The following is a 12,422-nucleotide window of genomic DNA, read 5'->3' as shown; positions in this document are numbered from 1 at the left end:
CGGCGCCATTGTGGCCGCAAGGGGTTTATACTCGGTGAAGTTGATGGCTAAGCTCGCGCCAATACCGATCGATAAAGTGTCTCAATGCCGCCCGCCATGGTGGCGAGCGAGAAGTGGCTTTCGATATGGGCCAGACGCGCTTGCATCTCGGCTTCGGTCGCAGGTTGATCGTCCAGCGCTGCCTGCATTGCAGCGCGCAGGGCTTCGGCATTGTCGGCCGGAACGAGGCTGTCCGATGTCGGGCCAAAGATCTCCGGAATACCCCCAACCCGGGTGGCGATCACCGGCAGGCGCGCCGCCGCGGCTTCGAGCACCACATAGGGCAGGGACTCGGCCAGCGATGGCACTACCGCGATCCGGCCTTTGGCAAAGGTGGGTCGTGCGGGCTGCGCCCCCAGCAGGTGGAGACGGTCGCCAAGTCCGAGCCCCATGATCTGCGCTTCCAGCGCAGACCTGCTCGGACCGTCGCCCGCCATTACCAGTGTTGCGGGCGTGCCGTCGGGACGAGTCACCGCCACCAAGGCGTCGACCAGCACGTGGATGCCCTTGAGGCCGCGCAGCTCGCCGACAAAGACGAAATCGGCCGCATTCTCGGCCGGTCGCACGGGGACGAATTCGTCTGGTGCAAGGCCGTTGTGGATGACCTCGGTGGGGCAGGTGGGGGTGCCGATCAGTGCCGAATAGGTGGCCCGGGCATAGGCGCTCTCGAAGATGATGGCGCCGGTCCGCGCCATCAGCGCCCGCTCGAGCATATGGAAGACCCGCCCTGACAGCGATGACCTGGAAAAATGCAACACTCCGCCATGTGGCGTATAAAGCGCGACGGTCTTGCCTCCGCCCAGCCGGGCCAGCCGGGCATAGAAACCGCCCTTGGCGCCGTGGCCATGCATCACATCGATATCGAGTGATCGCGCCAGCCGCCGCACCGTGAATGGTGTTTTGAGATCGGCGCGGCCCAGTACGCGTGGCATGGGCAGGCGATGGATGCCCAGGCTGGCATGCGGCAAGAGGGCGGCCAGCTTGCCTTCGGTCTGCGCGTCATTGGCCAGGCTATCGACAACAAGTCCAACGGCGTGACCACTGGCCGCCAGTTCACGCGTGAGATCCGCGACGTGCCGAAACAGGCCTCCCACGGGGGCCCGCATCACCTGCAGGATGCGCAGCCTGGGTTCAGCCATCGACTTGCTCCGTCAGAACCAGCGTTCGAGAATGACGACCGTGTCGCCCGGATAGATCGGGAAGTCGAGGTCGACCGTGCCCTTGACCATCTGGTCGCCCTGTTGCCGGTACACAATGGCGCGGCTGCGGTCCGCCGTATCGGAAAAGCCACCCGACGTGCTGATCGCCGCCCGCACGGTCATGCCGAACACATATTGAAACTGCCCGGCATTCTTGATCTCGCCCTGAATGAAGAAGGGCCGGTATTCCGCTACTTCCACAGCAACATCGGGATTGCGCATATAGCCATTGGCCAGCGCGGCGGCGAGCCTGCCCGCCGCGTCCTTCGTCGTTGCGCCGCGGACCTGTACCGGGCCGACAAGCGGGAAAGCGATCGCACCGCTGTCATCGATCCGATAGGTGTCGCTCAGTTCCTCATCGCCATAGACGGCCACGCGCACGGTATCGCCGGTATCGAGTTGATAAGGCCCCTTGGTCTCTACCAGATAGGTTGCCGGACGCGTGGTGGCGCAGGCCGCCAGCGGCAGCATGAGCGCGATCGTAAATATGGTCAGCCAGCGCATGAGAATCCCGGGCACTTCAGGTGCGCCAATCTCGCGCCGGCATGGTTAAGAAAGTCCTTCGTCAGCCGCCAGAGTTTTGCGATCTGCAAGCAACTTAACGGATTGATTACCACGAGCCGGCATTAATCCGCGCAGAGTGCGAGGAATGACAATGGCGTTTGAGTCGCAGGCCGTGCGCGACGCTCGGATCGATGTTGGGGCGGTGCTGGACGCGGTCGTGCGGCGCCTGCCGCGCATCGTCATGGTGACGGCGTTGCTGCTGGCTGCCACCTTCGTCATTCTCATGTTCATGCCGCGTCTTTATGAATCCTCCGCCTCGATCTTGGTCGAGGCGCGCAGCAACGTTTACATCCGCGCCGCCAATGAGCAGGCCCCGACTTCGGGCGGCGATGCCGGTGCGGTGTCCAGCCAGATCGAGCTGATCAAGTCGCGCGACACACTGCTGATGGTCATCGACAAGCTCGATCTTCGCTCGGTTTCCGAATTCAACGGGGCAGGGGGCGGCAGCTTCTCTCCTCTGGCCATCATCTCCCAGCTGCTCGGCCGCAAGGCCACCCCGGTCAGCATCGACGAGACGGTTCTGAACAATCTCTATGACCGCCTCACCGTCATTCAGGAGCGGGACTCGAATATCATTTCAGTGCTGGTGAGGTCGACCGACCCACAACGTGCCGCCGACATCGCCAACGCCTTGGCTAACGCCCATGTTACCCGACGTGCCGAGCTGTCGCTGTCGGACACCGCCGAAGCCTCCGGCTGGCTGCGCGACGAGATTGCCAAGCTGCGCATCTCGGTGACGGAGGCGGAAACCGCCGTGGCCAATTTCAAGGTCGATAACGACCTGTTCACTGGCTCCAACAATACCAGCCTGCTGGATCAGCAGCTGTCGACCATTGCGACCCAGATCAACGCGGCGCAGGAGCGCAAGAATACCGCGCTGTCGCGTGCCGCCCTCATTCGCGGCATGATCGAGCGGAGCCAGCCGATCGATGGCGTGGCCGACGTGCGCGAATCGGTTGTCATCCAGCAGCTCAGCCAGGAAAAGGGCCGCTTGCAGGGCGAGAAGGCCCAGCGTTCGGCCACCTTGCTGGCCAACCACCCAACCATTCAGGCGCTGACCGCCCAGATTTCCGAGCTGAACAACCAGATCAGCCTCGAGGGGCGTCGGGTCGCCGATGCACTCGAAGCCGAGGCCCAGATCGAGGCCGATCTGGAGGCTTCGCTGCAGGCCGACCTCACCCGCGCCAAATCTTCGGCCTCGACTGCAACGCAGGATACCGTGGCCCTCGATAGCCTGCAGCGCGAGGCCAAGGCCCAGCGCGACCTGCTCGAAGGCTATCTGCAGCGCTATAGCGAGGCTATATCCCGCACCGATTCCAATTCCGCGCTTCCCGACGTGCGTGTTGTGAGCATTGCGGCGCCATCGGTGTCGCCCGCCTCCCCCAAGACGCAGCTCATCCTGCTGGCCGTCGGCATCGTCGCGCTGGCGACCCAGTTCGGCCTCATCGTCTTTGGCGAGCTGATTTCCGGCCGGGCCATTGTTCCCGGTCACAGCACGGCGCGTCCGCAGGACGAACTCGACGAGGTTCCTTTCGTCGCCGAGGAGCTTGAGCCCGGCGAACTTTGGCAAGAGCCGCCCGCGGCGATAGTGACGGGCCCCGTCGACGAGGCCGCGCCAGCCGAGGAGCAGTCGCTCCAGACGGTCAAGGCCGGCCGACCAGAGTTCCAGCGTTTCCTCCAGGCTTTCACCAATGCAAGAACGCCGGTCCTGCCTGAGACAGTCGACGCGGGTGCTCCAGAGGTGAGGGGACCTGAACCAGTGTCTCCGGCCGCCGATGTGACCGCCGGACCGCGGCCAGCTCCGGGGCTGGTGACGCTCTCTGACCTGGCATCGGACCTCGTCCTCGGGCGCACCCATCTGGTCATTCTTGCTGCACATCGCTCCACTGCCGATTGCGAAGTGTTGGCCGAGGAACTGGTTAGCTACGCGCTCGCGCGCGGGTTGAGCGTGGCCCTGGTCGATGCCGGCAGCGCCCGCACCGGCGATGAGGCTGGCCTTACCGATCTCAGTGCCAACGCCGCGAGTTTTGGCGACGTGGTACATAAGTCGGCTGACAACAGTTTTGCCGAAGTCCCCTGGGGCCAGGGCAGGGAGATCGCCCGTAGCTCGACCAAGCCGCTGACTTTGGTCGAAGCGCTGGGCGACCTCTACGAGGTTGTGGTGCTGATGACCGGCCGGGTGGGTGCGGCATCGAGCCTGCCGCTGTTCGACGGACTGGATGGCAGGTTGGTTCTCGTTGCCGGGGATGAGGACGATCTCGACGCCGTGGCCGAAACGCGCGGGCGCCTGCTCGACGCCGGCTTCGAACGCTGCGAGGTTGCCGCCGCCCCGGCCCGCGTCGCCGCCTGACCGGAGCGCCCTATGTCAGCCAAATACGCGGCCATCCGTGCCATGTTCGAAGCCATGTGGCTATCGCGATTGCCGAGCCTGGTGCGGGCGCTGTCGGTGTCGCGCGGCGTGATCTTCACCCTGCACCGCGTACTGCCCGGCGACCCTGCGGACTTTTCGCCCAACGCGATCCTGCAGGTCCGGCCAGACTATCTCGAATATGTCATTGAGCGGGTGCGAGACCTCAAGCTCGACATTGTCAGCCTTGACGAGGCCCTGGAACGCCTCGCTGCCCCCCAGCCCGGGCGCCGCTTCGTGGTGCTGACCTTCGATGACGCTTACAAGGACAATCTGCATCATGCGCTGCCCATACTGCGGCGCCAGAATGCCCCGTTCACACTCTACGTGCCCACCGCCTTCGTGGACGGCCTTGGCGAGCTCTGGTGGCAGGCGATTGAGGATATCATCACCCGCCAGCAGGCCATTGCCCTGACCTCGGCTGGCGAAACCGACTATGTCGACACCCGCGCTCCGGCCCAGAAGAACGAGACCTTCAACACGCTCTACTGGCAGATGCGCAGAATGCCCGAGGCCGACCGGGTCAAGCTGTTGAGGAGCTTTGCCGTCGCCTATGGCTACGATCTCGACAAGCAGTGCCGCGAGCTGATCATGGATTGGCAGGAACTGCGCCTGTTTGCCGACGATCCGCTCTGCACCATCGGCGCCCATACTGTGCATCACTACGAACTGGCCAAGCTGCCTGTCGAACAGGCTCGCAACGAGATGGCGCAGTCCGCCGATATCCTGCTGGCCCAGTTCGGCCAGCGTCCCGCGCATTTTTCCTATCCGCTGGGCGGTCCGCTTTCGGCAGGGCAGCGTGAATTCGATCTGGCGCGGGAACTGGGATTTCGATCGGCGGTGACGACGCGCCCCGGCGGCCTCTATGCGCGCCATGCGCAAAGCCCGCACGCATTGCCGCGCGTGTCGCTCAACGGATACTTTCAGTCACGCCGCTATGTCGATGTTTTTGCTACCGGCGCGATGTTTTCAATCATCGGCAAGTTGATCGGCTGACTAAGCGTCCGGCTTGGCCATCCAGCGGATGATCGCCATCGCGGGGAACAGCCAGCCCATCCCCGCGACGATGAAATAGGGCATCAGGATCCAGATCGGCAGATCGGGCGGCAGCGCCAGATAGACCGAGGTGAAGATGCTGAGCCAGGCAACTATCGAGCCGAGGATCAGCAGAACGCCGATGAATTTGCGGTTACGCTGCGTCATGTGCGGCATCGCGCCTATTGCGGGAAAGTCTGCTCGGGCATACCACTCCCGCCCGAAGACCGACACCGGGAAACTGCCGTGACCAGCGCCCATAGTGCCGCACTGAGCCAGACCACCTATGCCGCGGACCGGCTGCGCCCGGTGCGCATCTGGCTCTATGTCATGGCAGCCTTTGTGCTGCTTATGGTCGTGGTTGGCGGCATTACCCGGCTGACCGAGTCCGGGCTTTCCATCACCAGCTGGAAGCCGATTTCCGGCACCATCCCGCCACTGAGCGACGCCGATTGGCAGGCCGAGTTCGACGCCTACAAGCAGATCCCGCAATACGAGGTCAACAATAGCTGGATGACCATCGACGACTTCAAGGTCATCTTCTTCTGGGAATACCTGCACCGCCTGCTCGGGCGCCTGCTGGGCGTGCTATTCGCGGTCCCCTTCGTCGTCTTCCTGGTCCAGAGGCGTTTTACCGCGCAACTGGCCTGGCCCTTGTTCGGCCTGTTCATTCTCGGTGGCTTCCAGGGTGCGCTGGGCTGGTGGATGGTGTCTTCGGGCCTCACTGAACTGACCTCGGTTTCGCAATACCGGCTCGCCGCGCATCTGACGGCGGCATCGCTGCTGTTCATCGCCCTGATCTACGTGCCGCGCTCGCTCGAGCCGCGGCGGGTGGACGGATATGTCACCAGCCGCAACAGCTGGTGGGCAACGATTCTACTGGTCCTCATCATCTTCCAGATCGGGGCAGGGGCCTTTGTTGCCGGGTTGGACGCCGGCATGGGCTACAACACCTGGCCGCTGATGGACGGCGCGATCATCCCCGATGGTCTGGGCGCCATGCAGCCGCTCTGGCGCAACCTGTTCGAAAATGCCCTGACGGTGCAGTTCATTCACCGCGGCATCGCCTATCTCATCATTGCCTATATGGCGGTGCTGCTATGGCGCCAGCATCGTGCCGGCGGCTTTGCTGGCGTGCATGGCTGGCTGCCCCGGCTGGGCCTGCTGGTGCTGCTTCAGGTTGCACTCGGCATCGCCACGTTGCTGACCGCCGTGCCGATCTCACTCGCCGTGGGTCACCAGGCGCTGGCCTTCATGCTCGCCGGTGCAACGATGGCCTATATCGCAGATATGAGACGGGTCGGGCGATAGACGAGATTGAGGTATTATAATACCGCAATCTTAACCCATTGATTTTGCATGATTAAATCAACCCTCTTGACGGTCTTCGGAATCCCTCATACACGACGCTCCGAACACGCCGCTTTCTTCCTTGGATGAAGGCTGCAAGCCCCAATTATCTAGGGAATTCAAGCATGAGCACTTACTCGGCAAAACCGAGCGAGATCGAAAAGAAGTGGATCCTGATCGACGCCAATGGGCTGGTCGTGGGTCGCGTTGCTTCGATCATCGCTTCGCGTCTGCGCGGCAAGCACAAGCCGACCTTCACCCCGCATATGGACATGGGCGACAACATCGTTGTCATCAATGCCGACAAGGTGAAGCTGACCGGCCGCAAGCTGGACCAGCACAAGTTCTACTGGCACACCGGCTTCCCCGGCGGCATCAAGGATCGCTCCGCGCGTGAGATCCTGGAAGGTCGTTTCCCCGAGCGCGTGCTCGAGAACGCGGTTCGTCGCATGATGCCGGGCGGTCCGCTGACCCGTGCGCAGCTCAAGAACCTCCGCGTCTACTCCGGCGCCGAGCATCCCCATGAAGCGCAGAACCCGGCCAAGCTGGACGTTGCTGCGATGAACTCCAAGAATGCGCGGGTGAAGTAATATGGCCGAAACCATCAACTCCCTCGAAGACCTCGGCACCTCCACTGTTGCTCCGGTCGTGAACACCGCTCCGGTGCATGTGCAGAAGCTCGACGCCCAGGGCCGCGCCTATGCCACCGGCAAGCGCAAGAACGCTGTCGCTCGCGTCTGGATCAAGCCGGGCAAGGGCAAGGTCGTCGTCAACGGTCGCGAATTCGCCACCTACTTTGCGCGTCCGGTTCTCCAGCTCATCGTCAAGCAGCCGATCGTCGCGACCGAACGCACCGACCAGTACGACGTCGTCGTGACTGTTGCCGGTGGTGGTCTCTCCGGTCAGGCCGGTGCCGTTCGTCACGGCATCTCCAAGGCGCTCAACTATTTCGAGCCCGCTTTGCGCCCGATCCTCAAGAAGGGTGGTTTCCTCACCCGCGACAGCCGCGTCGTCGAACGCAAGAAGTACGGCAAGGCCAAGGCCCGCAAGTCCTTCCAGTTCTCGAAGCGTTAAGCCTCGATTTTACAGATATGGAGAGGGGCCGGGAAACCGGCCCTTTTCTTTTGCGCTCAGATGCACCAAGTCAGCTGCGTTCGATCGAGCCCACCATGCAGACCCTCGTCACCCGCTTTCATCTGTTGCTGCTGACCGTAACCTTGGCCATCACGGGCGTCGGGTTCTTCCGCATCCCCGCTGACGTCGTCTTTCCCGCCCATTGGGCGGGTAGTGCCGCCGACTGGGTCTGGCCGCGCAACGCGCTCATCGTGGCGCCACTTGTTCAACTCGTGCTGATCGCAGCGTTTTTCCTGCTCGGTCGGCTGTTCACCAAAAACCACTTCGCCAAGTCCCAGCATATCCTAGACCCGGCGCTCACCCTGCAACTGTCCGTCATCGCCGCGACCCAGTTTGGCCTGCTGCTGACCGGCATTGGCTCGGACCTCGATTTCATCCGCTTTACCGGCTTCGGGCTGGGGATCGTGCTGCTCCTGCTCGGCGTAGTGCTGTTCGAAGCCGAACGGCACACCTACGCGGGGATGCGCATGCCGTGGCCCGTCGGTTCCGACCGCGCCTGGCGCGTTGTCCATCGCTCTGCCGGCTTGGCCTTCGGCCTGGCAGGCATGGGCCTGGTGGCCTTGGCATGGCTGGACGCGGGGGCAGGGGCGCTGGTTGTGGCCTTTGTGGCGGCGCTCTACGCACCCCTCGCCATTGCCGGGCTTGTCACCCTGGCCACGCGGCGCTGATCGCTACGGCAGCAGGCTGCCCCCATATTTCGTCTTGACACTAATTAGCAAAACAACTAATTAGTGTAACAACGAAATAAGGATCACCCTTGAGTATCAATACCGTCTTCGAAGCGCTGTCCCATCCGGTGCGGCGCAAGGTGCTGGCGCTGCTCAAGGGCGGGCCGATGAGCGCCGGCGACCTGGCCGGCCATTTCAGCATCAGCCGGCCGACGCTCTCCGTGCATTTCGCCAAGCTCAAGGAGGCGGACCTGGTTGCCGTGGAACGGCAGGGGACGAGCCTCATCTACCATCTCAACACGTCGGTGCTCGAACAGGCACTCGCCGATGTTCTATCGCTCAAGGAGCAGGACCAATGACTTTGCGTGATCTCTTCACTCCACTCGCTCTGGTTCTGGCGCTGGCCCTTGCGGCAGCGACCCTGGCCGGCTTCGTCCTGGTGCCGGCCGGCACCATCCTGCCGGTTCACTGGGGCATCAGCGGCCAGGCGGACGGTTTCCTGCCACGCGACGCTGCGTTGCTGCTGCTTCCCGGCATCTTTGTCTTGGTCATCGCCCTGATCTGGCTGTCGACCCGGCTGAACGCGCCAGAGCGCGTGGCCGGCGCCCGGCATGGTCTGCGCGTGGTCGTGCCGGGCCTATTGGCGCTCTGCCTCGTCATCCAGGCGGCCACGATCCTGATCGGCATGGGCCAGCCGGTGGACATGGTGCGTATCATCGTGCTGGCCCTTGGCCTGCTCTTCGTGCTGCTGGGCAATGTTCTGCCAAAATCCCAGCCCAATGCCGTTTCCGGTGTTCGCCTGCCCTGGACTATGGCCAGCCCGGCCAATTGGCAGGCGACCAATCGCCTGGTGGGCCTGCTGATGTTGCTGGCTGGTCTGGCGATGGCCATCGCTGCCCTGCTGACCAGCAGCCCCTACGCCTTGCTGGCAGTCGTCACCGCGGGCGTGCTGATCCCGCTGCTGGCCGGCACTCTGTACAGCTATCGCCTGTCACGACGTTGAAACGCTACATCTCTCCCCTCGGGGAGGTCGGCGCGCAGCGCCCCATGCGGGGCCTTCCCTGGGGTAAGGGAGATGCGTCGCCTAGCCGACCAGCTTGAGCGCCGGCTTGACCTTCTTGGCTTTTTTCACCTTGGGCACGCGCGGCACATAGTTGGCCATCACCCGCTCGATGACCTTGATGGCCTTTTCCGCGCCGTCCTCTGCATGCAGCTGTTCGGCAATGTCGGCGGCGTTGCGGCGGTAATCCTCGTTGGTGGAGAGATCCTCCAGGGCGCCAGCCAGGATTTCCGAGGTCAGCTTGCGCAAGCGCACTGGCTTGGGCCCGCAGCCCAGCTCATAGACCCGGCGGCCCCAATAGGGCTGGTCGACGGTCTGCGGCACGACGAAGGTCGGCCGGCCCAGATGCAGCCCCGCCGATGTTGTGCCGGCGCCACCATGATGAACGACAGCTGACACATATTTGAACAGCTTGTCGTGCGGCGCTTTCTCGATGGCAAAGATCGTGTCCGGCAGGTCCTGCGGATTGATGCCGCCCCAGCCGCGGGCCACCACGGCCCGTCCGCCCCACATGGCGACGGCTTCCTTCAATATCTTGGTGTTGCGCTCGGCCCCGAACGGCATCGACCCGAAGCCGATATAGACTGGCGCGTCGCCCTCGGAGAGAAATTTCTGGAACGCCGCCGAAGGCTGCCAGTCGCTGCGGTCCCGCAGGTTCCAGTAGCCGGTGACGATGGCGCTCTTGGGCCAGTCACGCGGGCGGGGCGATACGACAGGGGAATAGGGATAGAGCGTGGTCAGCGCCGTGCCGTCGGTATTGCGGAAGAAGCCGCCCTTCTTGCGCGCGTCGAGCCCCATCAGCTCGCGGCGCAGCTTGTTGCGCGGCAGGTTGTAATAGATCTGCTGCACGGTCATTGCCGTATAGCTCAGCTTGTTGAAGGCCGGCCCGAAATCGGCGCCGTAATAGATGCAGAGCGGGAATTCGCTGGTCGAGTTCAGCGGCTGCAGCGCCACCATGATGGCCGGAATATGCAGCGCCTCGGCAATGTCGATGCCGAAACTGGTATTCATGTTCAGGATCAGCATGTCGGCGCCCTGGCACATGTGCCAGGCGTGTCGCGCCGCTGTATCCACGATCTGTTGCCCTTGCCTCAACAATGAAGGCCCGTTGATGAGCATGGACTGGCTCATCGCATTCTCGAAGCGCTGCTGGGTCAGGAAGGACTGGATGGAGGGTCCCAGCGTGTGGAACTCGATGCCATGGCCTTCGACCATGTCCTGGAATTCTTCAGAGGCGCCAAGGACAACCGAGTAGCCACGCTCCTTGAGAGCGATCGCGAGGGCCAGATAGGGTTGAACGTCGCCTTGCGTGCCGATCGTGACGAGGGCAATGCGCTTCAAAGTCTTACCTCACCATACACCGCTCTGGCCGAAGGTTGGCACCCTTCGGACCATTTACAATACCCAGAGGAGGATTTATGAACGGCCTTGTCGATAGCTGATTTCCTTACAAAAATCGCGTCCGAAGGGCAAGGGACATGCAGTCTCTGTACACTGTTGCTAAGGTTGGAGCCTCGCTCGCCAGTGGTGCAGTGGCTGCGGCTGCCTTCGTGGCGGCGGCAAACGCCCGCTAGCTCTTCCCGCGTGGCCCCGCCTGGGCTGGGAAGAGCCGAACACGATAGCCCGGCCCGAAGCGGGCCACTTAACCCGTTTACAACCATAATTCCGCGATAATCACGGCCTCAGTGTGAGGCGTGGCGCTACCAGCGCGTCGCGGTCCAGTTCAGGTCCCAAGCGGGACCGTCGAGGAAATCATGAGCGAAGACTTCCATCGCATCCGCCGCCTCCCCCCCTATGTGTTCGAGCATATCAATCCGATCAAGGCCAAGGCGCGGGCCGAGGGCGTGGACATCATCGATCTCGGCATGGGCAATCCGGACCTGCCGACACCAGAGCATATCGTCAAGAAGCTCCAGGAAACGGTGCTCGATTCGCGCACCCACCGCTATTCCAGCTCCAAGGGCATTCCCGGCCTGCGCAAGGCCCAGGCCAGCTATTACGGCCGCCGTTTCGGCGTGAAGCTCAACCCCGACACCCAGGTCGTGGCGACTTTGGGCTCCAAGGAAGGCTTCGCCAACATGGCGCAGGCGATCACCGCACCGGGCGACGTGGTGCTGGTGCCCAACCCGACCTATCCGATCCATTCCTTCGGCTTCATCATGAGCGGCGGCGTCGTCCGCTCCATGCCGGCCGATCCGAACGAAGACTTCATGCGCTCGCTGGATCGCGCCGTGCGGCACTCGATCCCCAAGCCGATCGCGCTGGTGCTGAACTATCCGGCCAACCCCACCGCCTATACCGCCACGCTCGATTTCTACGCCGAGGTGGTCAAGTATTGCCGGGCCAACGACATCTTCATCCTCTCCGATCTTGCCTATTCCGAGATCTATTTCGATGACGTGCCGCCGCCCTCCGTCTTGCAGGTCCCGGGCGCCATAGACATCACGGTGGAGTTCACCTCCATGTCCAAGACCTATTCCATGCCCGGCTGGCGTGTCGGCTTTGCTGTCGGCAATGAGCGCCTGATCGCCGCGCTGGCACGGGTGAAGTCCTATCTCGACTACGGCGCCTTCACCCCGATCCAGGTGGCCGCGACTGCAGCTCTCAACGGCTCGGACGACGTGATCGAAGAGGTCCGCAAGATCTACAAATACCGCCGTGACGTGATGGTCGAGAGCTTTGCCCGCTCCGGCTGGGATATCCCCGTGCCCAAGGCCACCATGTTCGCTTGGGCGCCCATTCCGGCCCAGTTCGCCCATCTCGGTTCGCTCGAATTTGCCAAGCTGCTGATCCGCGAGACCGGCGTTGGCGTGGCGCCCGGCGTGGGCTTCGGCGAATATGGCGATCAATATATTCGCCTCGCCTTCGTCGAGAACGAACAGCGCATCCGCCAGGCGGCCCGCAATATCAAGAAGTTGCTCGGCTCCAAGGGCGGCAGTGGCAATGTGGTCCCGCTGGCCGGCTAG

The 12,422-nt window shown here is 63.0% G+C and carries 13 protein-coding genes; 9 read left to right on the top strand and 4 right to left on the bottom strand.

Annotation, left to right across the window (positions count from 1 at the left end; genetic code table 11):
- Nucleotides 1–47: 47 nt before the first annotated feature.
- Together V6M52_RS06985 and V6M52_RS06980 are read right to left on the bottom strand one after the other, a co-directional pair.
- Complete coding sequence (locus tag V6M52_RS06985; protein WP_332692125.1) at nucleotides 48–1,178, bottom strand: glycosyltransferase family 4 protein; 1,131 nt, start codon at nucleotides 1,176–1,178, stop codon at nucleotides 48–50.
- Nucleotides 1,179–1,190: 12 nt separating this feature from the next.
- Nucleotides 1,191–1,757, bottom strand: coding sequence for a polysaccharide biosynthesis/export family protein (locus V6M52_RS06980; protein ID WP_332700517.1), 567 nt, complete (start codon nucleotides 1,755–1,757; stop codon nucleotides 1,191–1,193).
- Between the two features lie 136 nt (nucleotides 1,758–1,893).
- Here V6M52_RS06980 and V6M52_RS06975 point away from each other — a divergent pair, with 136 nt between their 5' ends.
- Both V6M52_RS06975 and V6M52_RS06970 read left to right on the top strand, forming a co-directional pair.
- Nucleotides 1,894–4,152: a GumC family protein gene (locus V6M52_RS06975; protein ID WP_332700516.1), complete on the top strand. Its 2,259-nt coding sequence runs from the start codon at nucleotides 1,894–1,896 to the stop codon at nucleotides 4,150–4,152.
- A gap of 12 nt (nucleotides 4,153–4,164) precedes the next feature.
- Nucleotides 4,165–5,205 (top strand): polysaccharide deacetylase family protein, encoded by a 1,041-nt coding sequence (locus V6M52_RS06970; protein ID WP_332700515.1) that lies wholly within the window; start codon nucleotides 4,165–4,167, stop codon nucleotides 5,203–5,205.
- Here the strand turns inward: V6M52_RS06970 and V6M52_RS06965 are convergent, their stop codons facing one another.
- Nucleotides 5,206–5,412: a DUF2842 domain-containing protein gene (locus V6M52_RS06965; RefSeq protein WP_332692138.1), complete on the bottom strand. Its 207-nt coding sequence runs from the start codon at nucleotides 5,410–5,412 to the stop codon at nucleotides 5,206–5,208. It abuts the gene before it with no gap.
- Nucleotides 5,413–5,490: 78 nt separating this feature from the next.
- Here V6M52_RS06965 and V6M52_RS06960 point away from each other — a divergent pair, with 78 nt between their 5' ends.
- The 6 genes from V6M52_RS06960 (at nucleotide 5,491) to V6M52_RS06935 (ending at nucleotide 9,399) form a co-directional block, all read left to right on the top strand.
- Nucleotides 5,491–6,555 carry a COX15/CtaA family protein gene (locus V6M52_RS06960; RefSeq protein WP_332700514.1) on the top strand — a complete coding sequence of 355 codons (1,065 nt, stop codon included), beginning with the start codon at nucleotides 5,491–5,493 and terminating at the stop codon, nucleotides 6,553–6,555.
- A 164-nt stretch (nucleotides 6,556–6,719) separates the two neighbouring features.
- On the top strand, nucleotides 6,720–7,184 hold the full coding sequence (gene rplM, locus V6M52_RS06955) for a 50S ribosomal protein L13 (protein WP_332692143.1): 465 nt from the start codon (nucleotides 6,720–6,722) through the stop codon (nucleotides 7,182–7,184).
- Between the two features lies 1 nt (nucleotide 7,185).
- Nucleotides 7,186–7,668, top strand: coding sequence for a 30S ribosomal protein S9 (gene rpsI, locus V6M52_RS06950; protein WP_332692146.1), 483 nt, complete (start codon nucleotides 7,186–7,188; stop codon nucleotides 7,666–7,668).
- A gap of 95 nt (nucleotides 7,669–7,763) precedes the next feature.
- Nucleotides 7,764–8,396 carry an SdpI family protein gene (locus tag V6M52_RS06945; protein ID WP_332700513.1) on the top strand — a complete coding sequence of 211 codons (633 nt, stop codon included), beginning with the start codon at nucleotides 7,764–7,766 and terminating at the stop codon, nucleotides 8,394–8,396.
- 89 nt (nucleotides 8,397–8,485) lie between these two features.
- A complete protein-coding gene (locus V6M52_RS06940; RefSeq protein WP_332700512.1) occupies nucleotides 8,486–8,755 on the top strand; it encodes a metalloregulator ArsR/SmtB family transcription factor in 270 nt (89 codons plus the stop codon).
- Nucleotides 8,752–9,399: an SdpI family protein gene (locus V6M52_RS06935; RefSeq protein ID WP_332700511.1), complete on the top strand. Its 648-nt coding sequence runs from the start codon at nucleotides 8,752–8,754 to the stop codon at nucleotides 9,397–9,399. Before V6M52_RS06940 ends, V6M52_RS06935 begins: the two co-directional genes overlap by 4 nt.
- Nucleotides 9,400–9,480: 81 nt before the next feature.
- On the opposite strand, the gene V6M52_RS06930 is transcribed toward V6M52_RS06935, so the two are convergent.
- Nucleotides 9,481–10,797, bottom strand: coding sequence for a glycosyltransferase (locus V6M52_RS06930; RefSeq protein ID WP_332692158.1), 1,317 nt, complete (start codon nucleotides 10,795–10,797; stop codon nucleotides 9,481–9,483).
- A gap of 413 nt (nucleotides 10,798–11,210) precedes the next feature.
- On the opposite strand from V6M52_RS06930, the gene V6M52_RS06925 reads away from it, so the two are divergent.
- Nucleotides 11,211–12,422, top strand: a complete 1,212-nt coding sequence (locus V6M52_RS06925; RefSeq protein WP_332700510.1) for an LL-diaminopimelate aminotransferase — start codon at nucleotides 11,211–11,213, stop codon at nucleotides 12,420–12,422.

Origin of the sequence: Devosia sp. (genome assembly GCF_036676215.1) — a bacterium.
Lineage (GTDB): Bacteria > Pseudomonadota > Alphaproteobacteria > Rhizobiales > Devosiaceae > Devosia.
Note: the sequence above shows the minus strand (reverse complement) of the source record. Positions and strands in the feature narration are given on the sequence as shown.